Source organism: Chryseobacterium sp. ON_d1, from assembly GCF_006829085.1.
GTDB lineage: Bacteria > Bacteroidota > Bacteroidia > Flavobacteriales > Weeksellaceae > Chryseobacterium.
Map to the genome: position 1 here is coordinate 14,232 of NZ_BJTC01000012.1, position 25,066 is coordinate 39,297.

The window sequence follows — 25,066 nt, forward strand, 5'->3', positions numbered from 1 at the left end:
AAAAAATAAGCCTCCATTCCTGGAGGCTTATTCTATCTGAAATTTAGGTTATCTATTCTTTGATAAATTTCTTCTGAACCGTTTTACCGTTATCATCGATATCTATCACATAAACTCCGTTGATCAGTCTGCTGACATTGATCTGGTTGTTTAACAGGATGCCATCTGCAATTACCTGTCCTGCCGCATTGTAGATCTTATACTTAGCTCTCTTGCTAACGTTTTTGACAAACAATACTGAGCTGACAGGGTTTGGATAAATCATAACACTTGTCTGATCTATAGGATTCGCTACGACAGGTTTAGAGATTCTTACCGTGTAGTCCTCCACTTCTCCGTTATTGAAGTCGGTACAGTTTACCGGGATACCATCTCGGGACATTGCCACTCTCATCACTACATACTTATAGTCTGTCATGCTTACAAATGCATCAGATGGTACATTGAACTTACCGGATACAGGGCTGTTTGAATTAGGTGAAGATGTGAATACCCTTTCGTTGATATCAAACTCACCATTTCTGTTAAAGTCAATCCATACCGCAATTCCTTCGTTGTATGTTGTTCCCGTCCATTTCTTCTCAATGATGATCTCATTATCTGTTGATCCCTGGATCATTTCAATGAAAGTCTTAGGTACTCCTGTATAATCTGTATACGTAGATGCTCCGGATTCATTCTCCATCGTTTTCTTACCTGTAGGCTTCACAGTAACTTTGGAAATATACTCTCCCGTAGAATTTCCAGCCTTCATCTTACAGTAGATTACAGTAGGGGTTGTAAAATAGTATGGAGGTGTATAATTTCCTGGAGTACCGTTACAGATATTCACTACCTGCATTTCATACTTCGTCAATTCTGTAAGACCTGTCAGTACAAGATTGTTAACCAATGACGGTACTTCTGTCCAGCTCGGAATACCCACTTTTCTATAACGAAGAACATATGTTGCTCCCGGGAAAGGATCCCACTTAACTTCCGCTGATGTTGGAAGCAGTTGGGTAATGGTCAATCCAGGTGGAGGAATCTGGCAAATTCTTTCCGTTGTAAATACTTTAGGGTTTGAATATGGATTCAGTGTTGATTCTCCGTTACACTGATTAGCGATCTGTACTTCATACGTAGTATATGGCTCTAAAGCAGTAGCACTTCCTAATACATAAGTATTTGCTGGTGGCGCAGGTAAACTGATGATATTCCATGTTGTAGTACCTACTTTTCTCCATCTCATGGTATAAGTAGAGCTTGCCGCTAATGGAGCCCACGTAATCAATGCTGTTGTTGGAGTGATATTACTTATGGTTACATTAGGAGGAGTCGGATCACATCTTGTTGTGAAGGTCTTGATCGGGGTAGCCGTTCCCACAACATCTCCACATATTGAAGCTACTTCTACTTCATAAGTAGTAGCAGGCGTTAAGTTACTGATAACTAAAGGAAGGTTTCCTAGAAGCGTGGAGGCATACACCAGTGTCCAGGTAGTTGTTCCCTGAACACGGTATCTCACCACATAGCTTACTCCAGGGCCGGTAATGGTAACAGTAGCGGTTGTATGGGTTGTGGTAAATGTCGGAGCATTAGGGGTTGCATTGCTACAAGGTCTTATTCTTACCCTGTAATCTTCAACTTCTCCATCTATCGCATTCTGACACATTACAGGGGCACTCGTACGTCTCAATACTACGCGCATTGTTGTAGTCAGTGGTCCTGTATAAGCGGTAGAAGGAACTGCAAATGTCGCAGTAACCGGGGTTGTTGTATTGGCTGGTGAAATTAAAATTCGCTCAGCATCGGTAAACTGACCGTTTCTGTCAAAGTCGATCCACGCTGTTACAGCATCATTGCCCGTAGCTCCGGTCCAGCCTTTTGCTACAGAGATTTTATTGTTCTGAGAATTCACATCTAAAGTAATAAGAGTCTCAGGACTTGTATAGCTGGTATAGTTGGTCTGTACTGATGTATTATTCATCGGTGGAACCCCAAGGTTCGAAGAGGTAACAGTTACATTCGAAATATGGTCATTGGTTCCTGTTCCTATCATCTGACAGTAAGATAACGGTGGCGTTGTAAAGGTTACTGATCCTGAATAAGATCCTGTAGATCCATTACAGGTGGTAGAAACCTGAACTTCATACTGGGTCTGCTCTGTAAGACCGGTAATCCCGTAGAAGTTCTGACCTGCAGTAACTGTAGCCGTTTGCCAGACACCTCCAAGTGTTCTCCATCTGATGTTATAAGTAGCACCTGCAGTAGCAACCCATGATACGGTTGCTGTAGTGGCAGTAAGGTTATTCACCGTAATATTTGTCGGAGGTGCTGTTGTACAGGTTTGAGGATCTACAAATTTCACTGCATAATCTTCCACTTCTCCCTGAAAAAATGTTCCACAAGGGTTGTTGGTACTACTTGTACTCATCACAATACGCATACGGGTTGGCTGAGTTCCTGTATATACATTACCGCTGGCAGCAGTAGGCACTGCAAAAGTAGATGTTACAGGAGTAGCTGTGCTTGCTGTAGTATTAAGAATTCTCTCACTTGTTTCAAATACCCCGTTTCTGTTAAAGTCTACCCACGCTGAAACTCCATAAGAACTGCTGGAGCCTGGCCAGTATTTGTTAACAGAAATTTTATTATTTGCTGATCCTCTTTCAAAAATAACAACTCTTGTTGCGTCTGCTGTATAATCTTTATAGCCATCCGAATCTGAATTACTTACCATAATAGGTGTATTCGTAGGAGTCACCGTAACGTTATTAATATATCCGCTGGTAGATGTATTACCAGTAGGATTAGCTGTACAATAAGTAAGAGCCGGAGTTGTAAATGTCACACTTGGTGAGAACGCCCCTGTAGTCCCTCCGCAAATAGTAGCCATCTGAACTTCGTATTGAGTCTGATCTGCCAAGTTAGTAAGCAGCTGGTTACTGGTAAGTGGAGTCGTGATATTAATTGTTGTCCACGTCACATCTGTCACCTTTTTATATCGTAATGTATAAGTTGCTCCAATAGCAGGAATCCAGTTTACAAGAGCTGTACTTGCAGTAAGGTTTGAAACTGTAATATTACCCGGAGGCGCAGCTGAACACGGCTGTAAAGCAATAACACTTAACGTAAAGTCCACGTAGTTACCATAAGCAGCAGGTCCGCATGAATTAAGGTTGCCTAACCATGATGTTGCCATCCTTACTCTGTAATTCCCAGGAGCCTGCCCTGCAGCTATTGGAATAGTTCCTGTAGCTGTCGCAGTATAACTGGTAGTAGCAATGATCGTTTCACCGGGACCGTTAAAGTTCATATCGTTATTCCAGTCAACCCAGATATAATAGTAATAAGTACTGCTTCCTGCAGCTGCTAAATTTACTGTTACAGAGGTACTGGGAATAGCAGAAAATATGGTTGCTGAGTTATTCACATATGCTGTGTAACTGTTTGCTGAATAATTCAAATTTGAGATACCTCCTGTTGTTGTAATATTATTCAGGTAATATGTTGTACTTGAAGTACCTCCTGTAGGCACACAATATCCTGTATAGAAAGAAAGAGGTCCTTTCCATGCACTTTGATCAGTTGCACTACACCTTGCTCTTACCCAGGCATAATACGTCGTATTAGGACTTAATGGAGAAAGTGTAGTTGTTGTCGTTGTTCCAGAAACATTTTGTGATGGTACAGTTGCCCCTGTGGGAGCAGTGTTACTCGTGCTGTAATAAATATCATATCCTCCTGCCGGTACATATGAAAAAGCAGTCCAGTTCAATACTGCACTGGTTGGCGTTACCGTACCAACAGAAAGAGTTCCGCTTGCAGGCATAGGCGGGCATGTAGGAGGTGTCGTGAAACTTATTGGCCCTGACCATGTACTTTGGTCCGTAGCACTACATTTTGCCCTTACCCAGGCATAATACGTTGTGTTTGGCACTAATGGAGAAAGTGTTGCAGTCGTGCCGGAAGGAACATTTTGTGATGGAGGTGTTGCAGCAGTTGGTGCAGTGTTACTTGTACTGTAATAAATATCGTATCCCCCTGCCGGTACATATGAAAAAGCAGTCCAGTTTAATACTGCACTGGTGGTATTTACCGTTCCCATAGATAAAGTTCCTCCTGGAGGCATTGATAAACATGTAGGTGGTGCACCAAAAGTTAATTGTACATTAGGTCTGTTGGCAGTCACATTACCATTACCTGTCGGAGCTGAGCCATCAGCCTCGAAATACATATGGCTTGCAGCAGCATTGCTATATTTAAAGCCTGCTCCAGCAGTTCCGGATCCCCCTCCGGATCCTCCATAATTGGTTTCTACTAAAACCATAAGATTATCAGTTCCATTATAACTGTAAGGAAGCTGTAATTGAAGGGTATTCCAACCAACCGCAAGGCTGGTTACGTTCGCACTATATACCAGAGTAGCTCCGGTAGTTACTGTATTCCAGGTTTGAGCCGTGATGGCTGTAGTAGTGGAAGGTACAGATTTTAAATAAACCTTAACCGGGAAAGTAATATTCATGGTGGCAGTAGCTTCCCATCCTACGGATAAGATGCTTCCTCCTCCCGGAGTGTTTATTTCTGCAGCAGTATAGAGCGATGCAGACCTTTGATACCCATAATAGGGAGTCAAAGGATATCTTTGTGTACTGGTTCCTGTTCCGATAGTGACCGTTTGAGCATGTAATGATAGCCCAAAGATCAACCCAAGAAACAGAATTAAAGAGGTAAAGAGTTTCTTCATAATGTTTTGGTTAGAATTCTATGTTAATCTTACAAAATTAATCATATTTTTATCAATAACCAATTAGATTACTCAAATCATTAACATATATAAACAAAAAGATTATCAAATTTAAAAAACCCAATAATATAAAGAAAAAATAAGCATAGACCTTCATACAGATCTTCGCAAAAAAATAAGCCTCCATTCCTGGAGGCTTATTCTATCTGAAATTTAGGTTATCTATTCTTTGATAAATTTCTTCTGAACCGTTTTACCGTTATCATCGATATCTATCACATAAACTCCGTTGATCAGTCTGCTGACATTGATCTGGTTGTTTAACAGGATGCCATCTGCAATTACCTGTCCTGCCGCATTGTAGATCTTATACTTAGCTCTCTTGCTAACGTTTTTGACAAACAATACTGAGCTGACAGGGTTTGGATAAATCATAACACTTGTCTGATCTATAGGATTCGCTACGACAGGTTTAGAGATTCTTACCGTGTAGTCCTCCACTTCTCCGTTATTGAAGTCGGTACAGTTTACCGGGATACCATCTCGGGACATTGCCACTCTCATCACTACATACTTATAGTCCGTCATGCTTACAAATGCATCGGATGGTACATTGAACTTACCGGATACAGGGCTGTTTGAATTAGGTGAAGATGTGAATACCCTTTCGTTGATATCAAACTCACCGTTTCTGTTGAAGTCAATCCATACCGCAATTCCTTCGTTGTATGTTGTTCCCGTCCATTTCTTCTCAATGATGATCTCATTATCTGTTGATCCCTGGATCATTTCAATGAAAGTCTTAGGTACTCCTGTATAATCTGTATACGTAGATGCTCCGGATTCATTCTCCATCGTTTTCTTACCTGTAGGCTTCACAGTAACTTTGGAAATATACTCTCCCGTAGAATTTCCAGCCTTCATCTTACAGTAGATTACAGTAGGGGTTGTAAAATAGTATGGAGGTGTATAATTTCCTGGAGTACCGTTACAGATATTCACTACCTGCATTTCATACTTCGTCAATTCTGTAAGACCTGTCAGTACAAGATTGTTAACCAATGACGGTACTTCTGTCCAGCTCGGAATACCCACTTTTCTATAACGAAGAACATATGTTGCTCCCGGGAAAGGATCCCACTTAACTTCCGCTGATGTTGGAAGCAGTTGGGTAATGGTCAATCCAGGTGGAGGAATCTGGCAAATTCTTTCCGTTGTAAATACTTTAGGGTTTGAATATGGATTCAGTGTTGATTCTCCGTTACACTGATTAGCGATCTGTACTTCATACGTAGTATATGGCTCTAAAGCAGTAGCACTTCCTAATACATAAGTATTTGCTGGTGGCGCAGGTAAACTGATGATATTCCATGTTGTAGTACCTACTTTTCTCCATCTCATGGTATAAGTAGAGCTTGCCGCTAATGGAGCCCACGTAATCAATGCTGTTGTTGGAGTGATATTACTTATGGTTACATTAGGAGGAGTCGGATCACATCTTGTTGTGAAGGTCTTGATCGGGGTAGCCGTTCCCACAACATCTCCACATATTGAAGCTACTTCTACTTCATAAGTAGTAGCAGGCGTTAAGTTACTGATAACTAAAGGAAGGTTTCCTAGAAGCGTGGAGGCATACACCTGCGTCCAGGTAGTTGTTCCCTGAACACGGTATCTTACCACATAGCTTACTCCAGGACCGGTAATGGTAACAGTAGCGGTTGTATGGGTTGTGGTAAATGTCGGAGCATTAGGGGTTGCATTGCTACAAGGTCTTATTCTTACCCTGTAATCTTCAACTTCTCCATCTATCGCATTCTGACACATTACAGGGGCACTCGTACGTCTCAATACTACGCGCATTGTTGTAGTCAGTGGTCCTGTATAAGCGGTAGAAGGAACTGCAAATGTCGCAGTAACCGGGGTTGTTGTATTGGCTGGTGAAATTAAAATTCGCTCAGCATCGGTAAACTGACCGTTTCTGTCAAAGTCGATCCACGCTGTTACAGCATCATTCCCGGTAGCTCCGGTCCAGCCTTTTGCTACAGAGATTTTATTGTTCTGAGAATTCACATCTAAAGTAATAAGAGTCTCAGGACTTGTATAGCTGGTATAGTTGGTCTGTACTGATGTATTATTCATCGGGGGAACCCCAAGGTTCGAAGAGGTAACGGTTACATTCGAAATATGGTCATTGGTTCCTGTTCCTGTCATCTGACAGTAAGATAACGGTGGAGTTGTAAAGGTTACTGATCCTGAATAAGATCCTGTAGATCCATTACAGGTGGTAGAAACCTGAACTTCATAATTAGTCTGTTCTGTAAGACCGGTAATCCCGTAGAAGTTCTGACCTGCAGTAACTGTAGCCGTCTGCCAGACACCTCCAGGAGTAGTTCTCCATCTGATATTATAGGTAGCTCCTGCCGTAGCAACCCATGATACAGTTGCAGTTGTTGCACCAATATTGTTTACTGTAATATTTGTCGGAGGTGCTGTTGTACAGGTTTGAGGATCTACAAATTTCACTGCATAATCTTCCACTTCTCCCTGAGAAAATGTTCCACAAGGATTAGCATTATCAAAATATCTCATCACTACACGCATGCGGGTAGGAAGGGTTCCTGTATAAACATTACCACTGGCAACAGTAGGCACTGCAAAAGTAGATGTTACAGGAGTGGTTGTATTATAAGTGGTATTAAGAATTCTCTCACTTGTTTCAAATACCCCGTTTCTGTTAAAGTCTACCCACGCTGAAACTCCATAAGATGTAGGAGAGCCCGGCCAGTATTTGTTAACAGAAATTTTATTATTTGCTGAACCTCTTTCAAAAATAACAACTCTTGTTGCGTCTGTTGTATAATCCTTATAATTATCAGATACGGAATTACTTACCATAATAGGTGTATTCGTAGGAGTCACCGTAACGTTATTAATATATCCGCTTGTTGCCGTGTTACTGGTAGGACCCGCTGTACAATAAGTAAGAGCCGGAGTTGTAAATGTCACACTTGGTGAGAACGCACCTGTAGTCCCTCCGCAAACAGTCGCTACCTGAACTTCATAGGTAGTCTGTTCCAGTAATCCAGAAAGTAACTGGTTACTTATTAAAGGAGTATTTACAGTAATCTGCTGCCATGCTCCGGAAGGAGAAACTCTGTATCTTACTATATAAGTAGCTCCTGTAGTTGATGTCCATGTAACATTAGCTGAAGAAGGAGTTACATTATTTACGATAATATTTGAAGGTGGATCTGTAGTACATGGTGATAAATCTATAAGTTTTACCGCATAATCTTCTGTTTCACCATAAGAATAGGTTCCACAGGCATTAATAGGGCTGTATTCATTCAATACAACACGCATTCTTGTAGTCAGATTTCCTGTGTAAGCACCACCCGCTGCGGTAGGCACTGTAAATGTAGCTGTTACAGGAGTTGTTGTATTACTTGGTGAAGTAAGAACTCTTTCACTGGCTTCAAAAATACCATTACGGTTAAAGTCAATCCAAACTCCTGTCAAGAAACTGTATTGATAATCCGGCCATGTTTTTGAAACAGAAACAGTAGCAGTACCACCTCTTACCAAAGTAACCAATCGTGTAGGGTCTGTACTATAATCTGTATAACCACTTTGAGCAGAGTTGCTGACCATAGAAGGTGCCCCCTGACCATTCACAGCCACCTGGCTGATATAACCATCAATGAAAGTACTTGTAGCTCCTGAAGCACAGTAACTCAATGCCGGAGTTGTAAAGTTTACACTAGCAGAGAATGCTCCCTGAGTACCTCCGCAGACGGTAGCAACCTGAACTTCATACTGGGTCTGCTCTGTTAGCCCCGAAATGGTAGCACTTCCTGAAAGAGGAGTAGTAACGTTAATCTGCTGCCATGTACCTGACGGTAAACTTCTGTATCTTACTACATAAGTAGAACCTATAGCTGTATACCAGTTAACAACAGCTGACACTGTGGTTATGTTGCTCACACTGATATTCGTTGGTGGTGCAGTAGTACACGGAGTTAACTGATGGCTTACCAGCTGTACTCTAGGAATATCAGAATACCTGCCTGATGCTGAAGGAGGAGAAGCAGGATTTGGGTTTGTTGTATCTTCATAATAAAGAATACCTCTATTAGCCCCTGCATTATAAGTTCCCCAAGCTGTACCTGGAGAAGATGAATACCCCGGTGTTTTCTCATTGACAGCAATCACGAGATTGTCTGTTCCGTTCCAGATAAATGGAGTATTAAGCTGAAGAGTAACCCAGTTTCCATTCGTTATGGTAGGTAAATCTCCTGCAAATACCTGAGTTAAGGAACCTAAGGGAATCCAGTTTGTATTGGACGTAAAGCTATTCTGGGTGGTATTCCCCATGTAAACTACCCAATCCTTATAGGAATCCTGAGAATTTGAAACGGTGTCTACATAAAACTTTATGGCCGTGATATAGGTCGACGTACCGATGGCAGCCGAAACTTCCGCAGCAGTATAAATCTGCTGGGAATAGCTATATCCATAGTAGGAACGTATGGGGAGATACACTGAGGTACCCGTTCCTGTCCCGATCTGGCCTGCCTGAGCTGAGACTTTGGATACAAAGCCTGTACATATCAAACAGAGAAACAGAATTAAAGAGGTAAAGAGTTTCTTCATAATGTTTTCATTATAATATTATTCATACAAATCTAATCATTTTTATTATTAATTTACAGCTACATATAGCTTTTTTTTGAAAAAAAACAACGATATAACAACTTATGCCTTAAATAAAGAAATCCCCGGATAAGTCCGGGGATTTACTGATATTTAAAGGTTATCTTTATTTTTTGATGAATTTGGATTTGAATTGCTCAATTCCTTTATCATCTATTGTAATTATATAACCACCTTTAACTAGACTGGAAACATTCACTTTTCCATTATTGATATTTCCTTTATCCACTAATTGTCCAGCAGCACTATAAATTTTATAAGTAGCTCTGTCTGAAACCTTAGTAACATTTAGAACATCAACTACCGGATTCGGATAAATCTGGATACCATCATTCTTAACAGCTGTTTCAGAAGTAGCAAGGTTTCCTGTAATAACTACGTTATAGTCTTCAACTTCTCCATATTGGAAATTGATACCACAAAGGTAGCTTGAAGGTAAATAAAACCCAGCATTATTTGCTCCCACATAAAAGCCAGCAACTCTCATTCTTAGAGGTGAACCTTCTATTGCATCATTTGGAATTGTAAATGAAGCAGTAGCTGTATTGTTAGCAAAAGTATTACAAGGGAGGTCCATAACAGCTTCAGTGTCATCAAAGAATCCATCCTTATTAAAATCTATATAAGCAACGATTGCACTTACTAAAGACGATGAATTTGCTACTTTAACCGTGATAGGATATGTATTTCCTTTTGTCAGATTAACCTGAAGAGCCGTATTGTTTGTAAAATTGGTGTAACCAGTAGCTGCTGCAGTAGTATTATTAATATTTGCCAATGTTACATTTGAGATATACACTGGGCTACCAGTATTTCCTGCTGCTGAACAATATGCAACAGCCGGGGTACTGAAGTTAACTGATGTAGAATAAGTACCTACAGTAGCATTACAAACTAAGGCAACCTGTACCTCATATGTTGTAGCATCTATCAGGTTATCTAAATTAACAGAAGGAACTGTTGTATCAATTTCAGTCCAAACACTTCCACTTGTCTTTTTGTAGCGTACCTTATAAGTAGCACCAGTGTAAGACATCCAAGAAACACTTGCCGTGCTAAATGTGATATTGCTTACAACTACATTAGTTGGAGCAGCACTGCTACATGCAGATAGCGGCGCAATACTAACAGGACCTACAGCATAGAAAACGTTACCTATTGAAGAAATTCTTACTTTAATAGTCTGACCGTTTAATGAAGATGGGAAGGTAAAGTTTTCAGTTCCATCATTAGGGGTTGATGCAGATAATACCGTCCATGTTGTACCGTTATCTGTAGTATAATCGATCTTTACATTAGCAACATTATAAGGAGCAGTGTTAGTGTTGGCAACAATCCACTGAATTGGAGTAGGTGTATTCACATCAGCATATTGATTAGCTAATCTGAAAGGCCCATTATCACCTACAATAATTGTCTGAACAGCATGCTTAGTTTGCTGCTGTTGCACGTTTGCGTTATTATCTCTTACTGTAACCGCAAAATTTGTAGTTCTAGGAACCATTGAAACAGATTCCCAAGTATTATTCGCATTATTTAACACTCCATTCATTACAGATGTAAAACTAGGAAAGTATCTTGTTGGATTTGTTCCTGTAGCCTTAGATCTGAATGACGCACCAGTTTTAGTTGACCCTAAGTTAAATTTATTAATCGGAGCTATAGCATCATCATATTCTTCCCAAGCATATGTAAGAGGATCATTTTCAGGATCTGTAGCAGAAGCCGTGAGTACAAATGCAGTACCTTTAGGAATATTATAAGTTGGTAAAGCTGCAATTACAGGTGGATTATTTGTAATTGGAGTTTCTACATCACATGTTTTATCAATTAAATTCTCTTGAATCTGCTCGATACTTGCAACGTGAAAATACGCATCTGAATTCGCCTGAACATCAGTATTAGCCCCTGTTATACCAGCATATCCCATAATAGTAGATCCCGAACCAGGTTCCATGTTTACACCACTACCCTCAATATTGTGAGAGAATGTATGGTTACCTCCTAACTGGTGCCCCATCTCGTGTGCAACATAGTCGATATCAAAACTATCACCTGATGGAATTCCATTTGCCGGAGAAGTAAATCCTGAACCTTTTCCTTTAGGAACTTGAGTAGTTGGATTAACACATACACATCCGATACATCCTGCATTTCCTCCACCACCTGATTTACCGAATAAATGTCCGATATCGTAGTTGGCATCTCCTACACCATTTGATAAGGCAGTTTGCAGCTGTTGATTCCATGTACCTCCTGCTCCAGTTGTAGCATCATCGTACGGGTCATTACTCGGATCAATATAAATTACATTTGGAAAATTCTGTAAATTCAAATGTAATGCAAAATCTTTTTCAAAAACTCCGTTTACTCTGGTAAGAGTATTGTTGATGGCAACCAATGCAGGAGCTCTTTTCTGATCATCCGTAGCGGTAGCAGGTACACCGGCAAGCGTCATAAAGTACTGAGTATACTCACCCGTAACAGACATCGCTAACCTCATTGTTCTGTATTTCTTATCAGAATTTTTAGCAAAATTAGTTGGCTGGTTTGCAAAAGATTTTCCTTTTTGCAATAAAGCCTGGATCTGCTTTTTAGCCTGTGGACTTTCATTTGTTGAGCAAACAAATCCATCTCCATTCTTCATTGTTTTAGGATGTACTGCATATACGGATTTATCAGCATTAGCAGGTTCAATGAACTCATAATTACCTCCCTGAATAATCATAGACTGAAAATCATTAGGAGCAACACTAAATCTTAAATATTTAGTAGGATCATCGACACTTGTTCCAACATAAGAGCCTAATTCATACTTATCTGCCAGTTCTTTTACAACCACTGGAAAACTATATACATTAAACCTTTCAATTTTTCCATCCAGGGTAGGAAGAGAAATAATAACAGGAGCAACATTAGGCCCCATCTCTTTAGCATTCTTCAATTGAGATCTTAGTAAATCTAAGTCCAATTTATAATAGCCGTCAGGCTTTACATTAGATTTCTCTACTGTAAAAGTTCCTCTTTTCTTACTGTCTACTTTACTGAATGAAGTTGGCGTCCATTGACCGAACGCTGCCCCACCAATAAAAGTACACACTAAAGCAGTAAATACTCTTTTCATAAATTAAAACACAATTATAATTTTTGCCAAATATAGCTAATTTATAACTCACACAAACAAAATAAGTCCATATTTTTCAATACCATATATCTAATAAACATATTTATTAAAAAAAATACAAACTATAGAATATCCTACAGTTTGTATTTTATATATTTTTAAAGTTAAGATTTAATATTTCTAAAATTTATAAGCAATATTCCATGCAAATCCCATATTAAACTTTGAAGAACTTTTTCCAAAGCCGGGAACAATCATTGGAGAAATATCGTCCTGCTTGGAAGTATACACCATGTATCTTGGTTGAAGATTCACATCAATATAGAAGTTGGAACTGAATAACTGTACCCTTCCTCCTATAGTTCCCTCGAGCCAAAAAGAAGACTGTGATGATGAGGGAAAGGCTTCAGAGGAGCTACTGCCCCCGAATCCGCGAACGGGTACCGCCATATATTCCTGATTATAGAATGACCCGGCAACTTTCCCGCCTGCATAGAATCCGTTGAATTCATTTTCTGCATCTTTGGCAAGCATATAGAATGCTCCCAGCTTAACGAAGGGACCGCTTGCTTTAGCATCATACCCATTTTTCTGGTATATATTCTTTTCAAAACCTGCTTCTGCAATGGCATGTACATTTCCTCTGATCTTAGAAGAAATAAATCCCTGATACAGTTTTCTATCCGAAAAAAATCCGACTCCCGTATTCAATGCATCAAGGCCAACCATAAAATTGGGCTCATATTTTTCATGAACCTTCTTCTCTGCTTCCTTTTTTTTGTCCTGCGCCCAGCTTATTATTCCAAATAAACTAAAAAGAAAGGTAAAGATTAGTCTTGTCTTCATTTTCTATCTGATTTTGTCCAACATCCACTTTCTGAACAGGATTCGGAGTTATTAATTCTGAACTTAAATTCTCATAGTACTTTTTGATCCCACATCCCGGAGATACGTAGGTAGACTTTGTACTGTAGCTGACTCTCACATGAGACTCCGGACCTTTGAATCTGGTTTTGAAATAAACATCTGTATAAGGCGAGTTGTCCACACGTAAAGGAATTAATCTGGAATCAATATTTGCAAGTTTCCCCAGATCCACTTTTCCTGCACCATAGTCTACTGATACATACAAGGTATCTATGGTTGTATCTTTTCCGCTTGCCAATGTCCTGAAACCTACTTTCATTCTGGGAGTCCCTTCTCCGCTTTCACAGATATCATCCTCTCCTCCACAGGAAAAAATTATTCCTAAGAAGCAGAATGCAATGAGAAATTTAAAGTATTTCATATTAAGATTTGAAATTCAAATTTAAATAAATTTATTTTTTAAGCAGTAATGCAATATTTTCAACATGGTGTGTCTGTGGGAACATATCTACCGGCAGAATCTTCATTAAAGTATAGTGATCCTTCATCAAAGCAAGATCCCTTGCCTGGGTTGCAGAATTACAGCTTACATAAACTACTTTTTTCGGTGAAAGTTTTAAAATCTGCTCTACAACCTTTTGATGCATTCCATCTCTGGGCGGGTCTGTGATCAGTACATCTGCTTTAGGATGGTTCGCCATGAATTCATCATTGAAAATATCTTTCATATCTCCGCAATAGAACGTCGTATTGGTAAGTCCGTTCAATGCAGCGTGTTCTATAGCAGCATCAATCGCTTCCTGTACAGATTCTATTCCGATCACCTGTTTGGCATTTCTTGCCACATACTGCGCAATGGTTCCTGTTCCTGTATAAAGATCATATACTACTTCATCTCCCTTCAGGTCAGCAAACTCCAGGGTTTTTCTGTATAGTTCCAAAGCCTGTTTGTAATTGGTCTGGAAGAATGACTTTGGTCCTATCTTGAACTGCAGCCCATCCATCTCTTCCATGAGGTACCCTTCACCAAAATACACATTAATATCTAAATCATAAATAGAATCATTCTGTTTAGAATTGATTGCATATACCAGTGTTTTAATCTGTGGGAATTTCTCCAGTAAGAATTCAAAAAGTTTTTCTCTGTTTTCTTTTTCTTCTCTGTAAAGCTGGAAAAGAACCATCCACTCTCCTTTGGAGTTCTGTCTCATCATTAAGGTTCTTAAGAATCCTTCCTGATTTCTCACATCAAAGAAGTCCAGACCGTTGTTTACTCCATATTCTTTTACGGCCAGTCTAATTGCATTGGAAGGGTCTTCCTGAAGGAAACACTCTTTCAGATCAAGAATTTTGCTCCACATTCCCGGAATGTGGAAACCTAGAGCATCTTTACTTCCGAAATTCTCCTCAGAACTGATTTCATACTGGGTAAGCCATCTTGCATTGGAGAAAGAAAACTCCATTTTATTTCTGTAAAAATACTGTTCTTCAGAACCCAGAATTGTTACGGTTTCAAAATCATCAATTCCGCCGATTCTTTTAATATTATTGTAAACTTCTTCCTGTTTGAAATCAAGCTGTTTTTCATAGCTCATATTCTGCCATTTGCACCCTCCGCAGGTACCAAAATGAACACATTTGGGCTCTACTCTGTAAGGTGATTTTTCAAGAACTTCTACAGCCTCGCCTTCATAATATTTCGACTTTGCTTTTTTTACTCTTACATTAACAATATCACCTGGAATTGCACCTGAGACCATTACGGCCTTACCTTCATCTGTCCTTCCAATTGCCACGCCCTTTGCACCGGCAGTTAACAGCTTTATATTTTCAAGAACTATATCTCTTTTTTTCTTCCTGCTCATTCTAAAATTTTCTATTTTCCTAATTGAAACCTTTACGTTTCAGTTTGCAAAAATACAATAAAAAAAACCTTATCCGAAGATAAGGCTTCTATACTGTGTTAAAGTTTATTATTTTGTTGGAGCCGGCTGTGGATTTGCTGGCTGTGGAGCTTGCTGCATTGCAGAAGGGTCTAGCTGTAATTGCGGCTGCATTTGAGCATTCGGATCCACTTTCGGAGCTGAAAGACCTGTTTGTTTATCCAGAATAGTTACTAATTCCTGCTCGCCAAGGTTCACAAACGATCTGCTGGCAATTTTACCATCTTTATCAATGATAACAAAGCAAGGTAATTTAAATCCATATACACCATATTTCTTAGCAATATCAGAGTTCAAACCTCCTTCTCCGTAAACATTTACCCCCTGAATTCCTTTTAACAGAGAATTGCTTGTCTTAACGAACTGATCTTTTGTATCATCAACGTTTACAAATACAAAATTCATTTTAGACTTATAGAAGTTCACCACTTCTTTTAATACAGGTACTGTAGCTTCGCTGATATAAGGATTCCATGAAGCATAGAAGAATAACATATAAGGTTTTCCTTTGTTTTCAGAAAGTTTATAAGCCTTCCCGTCCTGTTTTACCAAAGCCGCTTCAGGAGCTGCTTCTCCGATTTTAAGACCTGTAATAGCTACTTGCATCTTTAAAAGATCGCTTTTAATCGTAGCATCTTTAATATCTGAATCGATAATTTTTTTAATCTTATCAATGTTTGCAGCCGGAGTTGTAGGATGAATATCAGCCTGAGCCATTACAAATGCTAAAAGGTAATCTTTTGCAGTCTGAGATAAGTCTTTCTTGGTCTTTAAATACTGAGCGAACATTTCAGAAGTCGTGATGCCTGTTTTTCCTTTACTATTTGCTTCAGCATATTTCTGGAAATCAGGAGTCATCTTAACAAGAAGATATTGTCTGTAAAGAGGGATAGTTTTTACCATCGCATCTTTATCAGTTTCCAACTGAGTCTCATAATCTTTGAAAGCCTTAGAAGCCTTGTAAGAAGGATTTCCAGACATTGGTCCGTGAGACATTTCATAATTGGCAAGCAAATTAAGAATGGTTACTTTCACATCATTTTTCTTCCACTCTAAAAGCCCCTTACTTGGGTTATTCTTTTTTGCAAGGTCATCTACGTTTTTATTAATATCATTTTCAACTTTGTGCATTCCTTTCAAGAATGCGGCTTCGTCTCCACTCATTAATGCCTGTAAATTAACTTTGCTGCCATAATCTGCCAAGAACTTCATACTTGCTGTAAGGAAATCATTATTCTTTTTAGCATCTCCTGTAATTACATATTCACTTGGGAAAGTAGCTCCGTTTCCTGAGATATTTACTTTTTGACCTCTCTCAAGATAGATCAGGTTCTGTCTTCCTGCATAGTTGATCACGTACATACCATCTTTAGGAGCCTCAAAGCTCCCAGAAAAGTTTCCGTCTTTATCTAAACCTATATTAATTAAAGGCAGGGTACCTACCCCTGAAGCTTCTACGAATTCAATTCTCTCTAATGATGAGCCTCCAGTAATTTTTCCTTTTACTTCTACTTTTTTTGAACAAGACATCACAAAAAATGTGATGATAAACAATAAAAGATATTTTTTCATTTCAATTTTTAATATTACACAAAAATACGCTTTTTAGGGCTTGCTAATTCACACTGATTATTTTTTTTAAAAATTTTATTATTATCGCTCAAAAGGATATCTCAACAATCTCTTTTTGAATGACAAAGGTTATTGAAAGTTATCAGAAAACAACTCAACTTCTCTTCAAATATATACTTATTAAATAAGGAATCCTTATAATCTACCAATAAGTTAACAAACTTTAACAGATCATTCTTTTCACAAAAAAATCGCCTCCAAAAATGAAGGCGATTTTTTTATGTATTTGAATCAATTCTATCCTTGATCTACAAGAGCAGCCATGTATTCTCTGTTCATTCTTGCGATGTTTTCAAGAGAAATTCCTTTAGGACATTCCACTTCACATGCTCCGGTGTTTGAACAGTTTCCGAATCCTTCTTCGTCCATAGCTTTCACCATGTTCAGAACTCTTCTCTTAGCTTCTATTCTACCTTGTGGAAGTAATGCATACTGAGAAACTTTAGCTCCTACGAACAGCATTGCAGATCCGTTTTTACATGTAGCTACACACGCTCCGCATCCGATACACGCAGCAGCATCCATTGCTCTGTCTGCATCTTCTTTTGGAACCGGGATTGCATTAGCATCCAGTGTATTACCTGACGTATTCACAGAAATGAATCCCCCTGCAGCCATTACTCTGTCAAAAGCGCTTCTGTCTACCATCAAGTCTTTGATAACAGGGAAAGCAGCACTTCTCCAAGGTTCAATAACAATAGTTTCGCCATCTTTAAACATTCTCATGTGAAGCTGGCAGGTAGTAATCCCTGTATCCGGTCCGTGAGCTCTGCCATTGATGTAAAGGGAACACATCCCGCAGATTCCCTCACGACAGTCGTGATCGAAAGCGATAGGTTCTTTACCTTCGTTAATTAAATTTTCGTTCAGGATATCCAGCATCTCCAGGAATGAAGAATCTGTAGATACGTCTGATATTTTATAGGTCTCAAACTGACCTTTAGTTTTAGTATTTTTTTGTCTCCAAATTTTCAGCGTAAGATGTAAGCCTTTTTTTGCACTCATAATGTTATATTTATAGGTTGGAGATTATTTATAACTTCTAGTTTTAACCTCGATGTTGTCATATATCAGTTCTTCTTTATGCAACACTTCCGCGTTGATATCTGCTCCCTGATATTCCCAAGCTCCGACGTATTTGTAGTTTACGTCATCTCTTTCCGCTTCTCCATCCGGAGTTGAATGGTCTTCACGGAAATGTCCACCACAAGATTCGTTTCTGTGCAGTGCATCGATAGCCATTAATTGTCCAAGTTCCAGAAAGTCTGCCACTCTGAATGCTTTTTCAAGCTCAGTGTTCATTCCTTCTCCTTCACCAGGTACTTTTACGTTTTTCCAGAAGTCGTTTCTTACTTCTTCAATTTCCTTAATCGCTTCTCTAAGTCCTTCAGGAGTTCTGCCCATACCTACTTTGTTCCACATTATGTGTCCCAGTTTTTTATGGAAGTGATCTACTGAATGAGTTCCTTTATTATTTAGGAAGAAATCAATTTTATCTTTAATTCCTTTTTCAGCCTCGTCAAATGATCCTGAGTTTGTAGGAATAGCCCCCGTTCTGATATCTGCAGAAAGATAATCTGCAATAGTATAAGGAAGCACAAAATATCCGTCAGCAAGACCCTGCATCAATGCCGAAGCACCAAGTCTGTTTGCACCGTGATCTGAGAAGTTAGCCTCACCGATTACGAAACATCCCGGGATTGTAGACTGAAGGTTATAATCAACCCATACACCACCCATTGTATAGTGAACTGCAGGATAGATCTTCATTGGAGTTTTGTAAGGGTCATCAGCAGTAATTTTCTCGTACATTACGAATAAGTTACCGTATTTCTCCTCGACCCAACTCTTACCAAGATCATAGATCTGCTGATCTGTTGGATTATGAATATGTTTTTCGATAGCAGCTTCTTTACCTTTTTTCATGATCTCTGTAGAGAAATCAAGGTAAACGCCTTCTTTAGTATCATTATTTTCAATTCCGAACCCGGCATCACATCTTTCCTTAGCTGCTCTTGAAGCAACGTCTCTAGGTACAAGGTTACCGAAGGCAGGATATCTCCTTTCCAAATAATAATCTCTATCTTCTTCTTTAATATTTTCAGGTCTTAATTTACCTTCTCTGATAGCTACTGAATCTTCAATCTTTTTAGGAACCCAGATTCTTCCTGAGTTTCTTAATGATTCAGACATCAAAGTCAGTTTAGACTGCTGTGTTCCGTGAACCGGAATACAAGTCGGGTGGATCTGTACATAGCAAGGGTTTGCGAAGTAAGCTCCTTTCTTGTGAATTTTCCATGCTGCAGAGACGTTTGATCCCATTGCGTTGGTAGAAAGGAAATATACGTTTCCATATCCTCCGGAAGCAATTACAACTGCGTGAGCAGAATGTCTTTCAATTTCACCTGTCACAAGGTTTCTTGCAATAATTCCTCTTGCTTTCCCGTCAACAATTACAAGGTCCATCATTTCATGACGGTTGTACATTTTGATTCTACCTTTACCAATCTGACGGCTCATTGCAGAATAAGCACCTAATAATAACTGCTGTCCGGTTTGTCCTTTTGCGTAGAAAGTTCTTTTTACCTGAACCCCACCAAAAGAACGGTTATCTAACTGACCTCCGTAATCTCTTCCGAAAGGAACCCCCTGAGAAACACATTGGTCAATAATATTAGCAGAAACTTCAGCTAATCTGTAAACATTGGCCTCTCTTGCTCTATAGTCCCCCCCTTTGATGGTATCATAGAATAATCTGTAAGTAGAGTCACCGTCTCCCTGGTAATTCTTAGCTGCATTGATTCCCCCCTGAGCTGCAATAGAGTGCGCTCTTCTCGGAGAATCCTGGTAGCAGAATGCTTTTACGTTATATCCCTGCTCAGCCAGTGTAGCTGCAGCAGAACCTCCTGCCAAACCTGTACCTACAACAATAATATCAATCTTATCTCTGTTGTTGGGTGCAACAAGGTTCATATGATCTTTATGATTTTTCCATTTATCCTTTAAAGGACCCGCTGGAATTTTTGAATCTAATTTACTCATATTAGTATATTGATATTATTGAGTTACAAAATGAAAAATTGCGATAAAAATAAACCCTGCAGGAATAAGGATAGAATACCATTTTCCGAAAGCTTTGATTACCGGTGTATATTTTGGATGTCTTGCTCCGATAGACTGGAATGAAGACTGGAATCCGTGAGCTAAGTGCAATCCTAATAAAACAAAAGCAATTACATATAAAGCCACTCTCCACATATCAGCAAACTTCTCATGAAGTTCCGGCCAGAAACGTTCTGCATCAGGAGTCAGTCCTTCTACATACTTATAATTAATTTCATGTAACCAGAAATCATAAAAGTGAAGTACTAAGAAAGCCAAAACCACAGCCCCTGAAATAATCATATTTCTGGACATCCATGAAGAGTTCACAGAAGGGTTGTTTGATGCGTACTTGATCGGACGCGCTTTATTATTCTTGATCTCCAATACAAATCCCATGATGAAATGGAAAATCACTGCAAAACCAAGAATAGGCTGCATTAAGAACTGCACAAAAGGATTATAGCCCATAAAATCTGATGCTGTATTGAATGCATCACGATTCAGAACTGATAACAAATTGGTCGTCAAATGCAGTATAAGAAAAATCAGCAAAAATAGAGCTGATAATGCCATAGCATATTTTCTACCTATCGTAGAACTCGTTAAACCTGCCATATAAGTTTAAATTTGAATTTCCACAAAATTAAGAAAGTTTAACAATATCAAAAAGTGAGAAATCTCACAATTAGACAGTTTGTAATCTTTCTAAATAAGAATTCATCCATTATAAATACAGGAAAACACCTAAATTAAAAACCATTATTTCAATTCATAAATTTTATCTCTGAAAACAACTTTTTGAACAGAGGGTGGCAAGCTTTTTATCTCAAAATGATCTATTCTTCTGGCAGCACAATAAGGATGCACTATATACCGTAAAATGGTGGTCTTATTTTCTGTATTTTGAATCCAGAAACAGACTCTGTTACCAGTTTTTATCGAAAAAATCTTGTTTTTGCCAAAGGTATGAACCAATATTTCTTCTTTACGGTTTTCAAAAGCTGTACTCCCCGATCTTATCATCAGAAATACTAAAGCGGCCATTATCAATGCCATTGAATTTTTAAAATTAAATTTCAATATCAAAGGTCTTAGTAAAAAAATAACAACCGATACAGAAATTACTTCTATCCCATTCATCGGAATATTTTCAAAGAACAATACATCTACCTCAGCAAACCAATGGATCATCTTGAGTAAAATCTGAATCACAAAATCATATAACCTGTTTATCAATTCAAAATCAGCGCTGGCAGAAATGAGCGCAGTCATTAAGAATGAAAACACAATGATGATTTCAGAAAAAGGAACTATAACAAAGTTGGCAATGATTGAGATCAATGAAAACTGATGAAAATAATACAGAACGAGAGGAAATGTAGCCAGTTGCGCAGATAAAGATATTGTTATGGTATTAAACATTATCTTTTTCACATAATTATCCTGTTTAGGGAAATAGGTAAGAAGAGGCTGATTCAGCCAGTAAATTCCTAAAACAGCCAAAAAACTAAGTTGAAATCCAACATCAAAAAGCTGCTGCGTATCACCCATTAAAATAAAAAATGCAGATAACGCCAAAGCATGAAGCAAATCAGGTTTCCGCTGGAGCAATACAAAAATAAAATAAATGCTCAGCATAATACACGACCGCAAAACTGAATTTCCAAATCCGATAAAAGCAGCAAAGAGCCAGATAAAAACTAAGCTCAAAATAATAGCATATTTTCGGAACCTTAAGGGAATAAAACGAATCAGCAAAAAATAAAACATTCCAAAAATAACAACGATATGAGTCCCTGAAATAGCCAGAAAATGAACCAACCCGGATTTGTTAAAATCCTGTACAGTACCTGCATCTATTTCTGTACGATCTGCCAGAATAATACCCTTTAAAAATTCTCTGGTTTTCCCACTCATTCCGGTTTTGTCAATTCTCCTGAGAATCATGAACCTATATTGCCGCAGCTTATCTGAAACTGTCAAATCATTCCTTTCCGCAGATTGTATTTCTTTTGAAATATAAATCTGATAATCAATATTCCTTCTTTTCAGGTATCTGGCGTAATCAAACTGGAAATCATATTGAGGAGCCTTAGGTCGTGTAATGTAGGCCTCAGCTTTATAATAGTGAATAAAATCAAGATCTTCACCCCCTTTCGGAATATAAAAGACTGAATTTAAATTTATCCTGCCTGCCTGAGCGGTACCCTCAAATTTTCTATATTTTTCAGTCGTATTTAATTTCTGAGAAATCTTAAAAGTAATGGTTTGTTTTTTCTTTACCAGCAAATGATCATCTGATGAAAAAGTATGATAAAAGTGAAGAATAACTCCTGCCCAAAAGAACAAAATCCCTAACAGAACAGCTCTGATTTTGTGCAGAAAGTAAGAATGAAAACCAATTAAAACCAGCAGAGCTAGACAAATTGCAACCAGCCAATGAACAACGGACTGACTCAGCAATATCTTTTCCTGAAAAAGAATCCCAAGAATAAAACATACAGCGAGAATAAGAAGAGGTTGTTTTTGCAATATCAATTAATTATCCTGATAAAATAGGTAATTAATTAATCACAAATCATCCCTTGAATAACCAAATAAGCACTCCCTCTTCTTCAAATGAATTTAACAGAGCACTTAATTTTTTACTAAAAAAAAATTATTTAAAAGTAAGTTATTTCTTTTTCAGAAATTTATCCGTCAAACGCTTTGTTTCTTTGATATAAAATAACGGATCTTTCCCATAATCTTCATATTTGAAATCCCCCGCTTTTTTAGGAATGGCGGGTTCTATCTGTGTCCCTTCATGCCATTCATTAAATGATGTGATTCCAATAAAATCAGGATTTACTTTGATCGCGGCATCAAACATGCTTTCGTAATACTTTCCACTGTCTCTGCTTTTGAAATTCGCTTCATTCCATGGACGTATTCTTGTATCTGAATAACCGGGGCCTACACAAGGGATAAAAATCAGATGATGATCTTTGGCGTAGTGGGCCATAAAGTCCCAATTAGCCGTTGTGCTTCCATATACAAAGCCTTCGCTGGCAAAATAGGTATAGAAACCGTCAAAGCCTGCTGAGTCAAAAAATTTTGCATCATCCTTTTCAACCCACAATCCAATGTAAAGCGCATCCAATTCTGTATTTCTAACGGTTTTCTCTCCGTTTCCGGACAGCAGTTTAGCCCATTCTTCTTTAGGAATCTTATAACTGTCATAGATATAAAAAAGCGGTTTACCCTCTTTTTTATAAAAAGCATGATGATGAGAATAGGTTTTTACGAGATAAGACAGCTGGTCTTTTAATTCTGAAGTATTTTTATAAAACGGCTCTATGTGAAATGCAATTTTTAGATCAAAACGGTCTGCAATATCCAGATATTTGATAAGACTTTTATCGGTGAACGAATCTTTTCCAAGCCAGCTTACCACAACGACTCCTACTCCGGACTCTTTAATCATTTTCATATGTTTTTCAATGATCTTCGGGTCATTGGAGCTATAATTTCCAAGGGCCGGATAAAAATTAGCACCAATATCATCTCCCCCCTGATGATGTCCCAGGTTGTTCCACTTCGGGTTGCTCCAGTGAGGAAGGATATCATGATTCCAGTGCTGATAACTTCCATCCGTTTCCGGATTTCCATACCAGCCATAATAAAAAATCTGAACTCTGTCTCTTCCATTGTTCTGCTGGGCAGAACCGTTTGAGAAAAATAATGTAAACGTCAGTAATAGCAGAAGACGGGAAAAATAATTCATAATTAAAAAGTAGATTAATTTCTCAAAAAGCTGCGGTTAAACTATACTTTTAATATTACCTCAGCAGCATGTTCACTGGCTCCTTTTCCTCCCAGCTTCTCTCTCAAAAGGCTATAGTCATTCAAAACCTGTTCTCTTTTCTCCCCCGCCAGAATTTTATGGAGTTCTTCTACCAGGTTTTTAGTATTCAGATCATTTTGAATCAGTTCTTTTACCACTTCTCTGTCCATAATCAGATTGACCAGGGAGATATAATTGATATTTTTAACCAGCCTTTTAGCAATAGCATAAGAAACCTTGCTGCCACGATAGCACACTACCTCAGGAATATTCAGTAAAGCAGTTTCCAGCGTAGCCGTTCCGGACGTAACAAGTGCGGCTTTGGAACATCGCAGCAGGTCATATGTTTTATTGGAAACAAAATGAACATTATCATCCACATATTTCTGATAAAATTCTTTAGGAAGACTCGGTGCTCCGGCGATGACAAACTGGAAGTTTTGAAAATTTGGTCTTACAGAAAGCATAATTTCGAGCATCTTTTCCACTTCCTGTTTTCTGGAACCCGGCAATAATGCAATGATTTCCTTTCCGTTCAATCCATTTTCGGATTTGAATTTTTCAATACTGATTTCCTGCAGATCCGAAATAGCATCCAGCAAAGGATGGCCAACAAAATGGGAATGTACGCCATGTTTTCTGTAAAAATCTTCTTCAAAAGGAAGAATAACCATCATTTCATCCACATATTTTTTGATGATCTCTACACGGCCTTCTTTCCACGCCCAAAGTTGTGGGGAAATATAATAAATAACTTTGATTCCGAGTTCTTTTGCAAATCTGGCAATTCTCAGATTGAAGCCCGGATAATCAACCAGAATCAGAACATCAGGTCTGTTCTTCTGAATATCCTCTTTACAGAATTTAATATTATTCAGAATTGTCCTGAGATTCATCACAACTTCCAGGAATCCCATAAAAGCAAGGTCACGATAATGTTTTACCAATGTACCGCCCTGAGCTTTCATCAGATCACCGCCCCAAAATCTGAACTCTGCATTCGGATCCTTGAGCTTTAAGGCTTTCATCAGGTTACTTCCATGCAAATCACCGGAAGCTTCTCCTGCAATAATATAATACTTCATTTCTATAGTAAGGATAGAGAACAAATTAAAATAGATATGATC

Annotated in this window: 13 protein-coding genes; all 13 read right to left on the reverse strand. The window is 38.6% G+C overall.

All coding sequences use genetic code 11. The annotated features are described in order from the left end of the window. Nucleotides 1-52 precede the first annotated feature (52 nt). Complete coding sequence (locus CRS_RS18300; RefSeq protein WP_142725417.1) at nt 53-4,729, reverse strand: GEVED domain-containing protein; 4,677 nt, start codon at nt 4,727-4,729, stop codon at nt 53-55. Between the two features lie 222 nt (nt 4,730-4,951). Beyond that, nucleotides 4,952-9,382, reverse strand: coding sequence for a GEVED domain-containing protein (locus CRS_RS18305; protein ID WP_142725418.1), 4,431 nt, complete (start codon nt 9,380-9,382; stop codon nt 4,952-4,954). 166 nt (nt 9,383-9,548) lie between these two features. Next, entirely contained in the window at nt 9,549-12,566 is a 3,018-nt protein-coding gene (locus tag CRS_RS18310) for a reprolysin-like metallopeptidase (RefSeq protein WP_142725419.1), read from the reverse strand. A 180-nt stretch (nt 12,567-12,746) separates the two neighbouring features. Then, nucleotides 12,747-13,412, reverse strand: a complete 666-nt coding sequence (locus CRS_RS18315) for a DUF6048 family protein (protein WP_142725420.1) — start codon at nt 13,410-13,412, stop codon at nt 12,747-12,749. Further along, a complete protein-coding gene (locus CRS_RS18320; RefSeq protein ID WP_142725421.1) occupies nt 13,378-13,854 on the reverse strand; it encodes a DUF6452 family protein in 477 nt (158 codons plus the stop codon). The genes CRS_RS18315 and CRS_RS18320 overlap by 35 nt, the downstream gene beginning before the upstream one ends. Before the next feature lie 31 nt (nt 13,855-13,885). Next, the gene (rlmD, locus tag CRS_RS18325) at nt 13,886-15,298 is read right to left on the reverse strand and encodes a 23S rRNA (uracil(1939)-C(5))-methyltransferase RlmD (RefSeq protein ID WP_142725422.1); all 1,413 of its coding nucleotides are present in this window, start codon (nt 15,296-15,298) and stop codon (nt 13,886-13,888) included. Nucleotides 15,299-15,406: 108 nt separating this feature from the next. After that, nucleotides 15,407-16,948 carry a TlpA disulfide reductase family protein gene (locus CRS_RS18330; RefSeq protein ID WP_142725423.1) on the reverse strand — a complete coding sequence of 514 codons (1,542 nt, stop codon included), beginning with the start codon at nt 16,946-16,948 and terminating at the stop codon, nt 15,407-15,409. 297 nt (nt 16,949-17,245) lie between these two features. Continuing rightward, nucleotides 17,246-18,013, reverse strand: coding sequence for a succinate dehydrogenase/fumarate reductase iron-sulfur subunit (locus CRS_RS18335; protein ID WP_142725424.1), 768 nt, complete (start codon nt 18,011-18,013; stop codon nt 17,246-17,248). A 24-nt stretch (nt 18,014-18,037) separates the two neighbouring features. Next, the gene (locus tag CRS_RS18340) at nt 18,038-20,050 is read right to left on the reverse strand and encodes a fumarate reductase/succinate dehydrogenase flavoprotein subunit (protein ID WP_142725425.1); all 2,013 of its coding nucleotides are present in this window, start codon (nt 20,048-20,050) and stop codon (nt 18,038-18,040) included. A gap of 15 nt (nt 20,051-20,065) precedes the next feature. Next, the gene (locus CRS_RS18345; protein ID WP_089689576.1) at nt 20,066-20,728 is read right to left on the reverse strand and encodes a succinate dehydrogenase cytochrome b subunit; all 663 of its coding nucleotides are present in this window, start codon (nt 20,726-20,728) and stop codon (nt 20,066-20,068) included. 144 nt (nt 20,729-20,872) lie between these two features. Further along, nucleotides 20,873-22,645 (reverse strand): ComEC/Rec2 family competence protein, encoded by a 1,773-nt coding sequence (locus CRS_RS18350; RefSeq protein WP_228451293.1) that lies wholly within the window; start codon nt 22,643-22,645, stop codon nt 20,873-20,875. A gap of 142 nt (nt 22,646-22,787) precedes the next feature. Next, the gene (locus CRS_RS18355; protein WP_142725427.1) at nt 22,788-23,879 is read right to left on the reverse strand and encodes a glycoside hydrolase family 99 protein; all 1,092 of its coding nucleotides are present in this window, start codon (nt 23,877-23,879) and stop codon (nt 22,788-22,790) included. Nucleotides 23,880-23,920: 41 nt separating this feature from the next. Next, nucleotides 23,921-25,024: a lipid-A-disaccharide synthase gene (gene lpxB, locus CRS_RS18360; RefSeq protein WP_142725428.1), complete on the reverse strand. Its 1,104-nt coding sequence runs from the start codon at nt 25,022-25,024 to the stop codon at nt 23,921-23,923. Between the last annotated feature and the right edge of the window lie 42 nt (nt 25,025-25,066).

Bases quoted from the DNA above. Each gene is read 5' to 3' on its own strand.
- CRS_RS18300 (WP_142725417.1), bottom strand. From the start codon at position 4,729: ATGAAGAAACTCTTTACCTCTTTAATTCTGTTTCTTGGGTTGATCTTT.
- CRS_RS18305 (WP_142725418.1), bottom strand. From the start codon at position 9,382: ATGAAGAAACTCTTTACCTCTTTAATTCTGTTTCTCTGTTTGATATGT.
- CRS_RS18310 (WP_142725419.1), bottom strand. From the start codon at position 12,566: ATGAAAAGAGTATTTACTGCTTTAGTGTGTACTTTTATTGGTGGGGCA.
- CRS_RS18315 (WP_142725420.1), bottom strand. From the start codon at position 13,412: ATGAAGACAAGACTAATCTTTACCTTTCTTTTTAGTTTATTTGGAATA.
- CRS_RS18320 (WP_142725421.1), bottom strand. From the start codon at position 13,854: ATGAAATACTTTAAATTTCTCATTGCATTCTGCTTCTTAGGAATAATT.
- rlmD (WP_142725422.1), bottom strand. From the start codon at position 15,298: ATGAGCAGGAAGAAAAAAAGAGATATAGTTCTTGAAAATATAAAGCTG.
- CRS_RS18330 (WP_142725423.1), bottom strand. From the start codon at position 16,948: ATGAAAAAATATCTTTTATTGTTTATCATCACATTTTTTGTGATGTCT.
- CRS_RS18335 (WP_142725424.1), bottom strand. From the start codon at position 18,013: ATGAGTGCAAAAAAAGGCTTACATCTTACGCTGAAAATTTGGAGACAA.
- CRS_RS18340 (WP_142725425.1), bottom strand. From the start codon at position 20,050: ATGAGTAAATTAGATTCAAAAATTCCAGCGGGTCCTTTAAAGGATAAA.
- CRS_RS18345 (WP_089689576.1), bottom strand. From the start codon at position 20,728: ATGGCAGGTTTAACGAGTTCTACGATAGGTAGAAAATATGCTATGGCA.
- CRS_RS18355 (WP_142725427.1), bottom strand. From the start codon at position 23,879: ATGAATTATTTTTCCCGTCTTCTGCTATTACTGACGTTTACATTATTT.
- lpxB (WP_142725428.1), bottom strand. From the start codon at position 25,024: ATGAAGTATTATATTATTGCAGGAGAAGCTTCCGGTGATTTGCATGGA.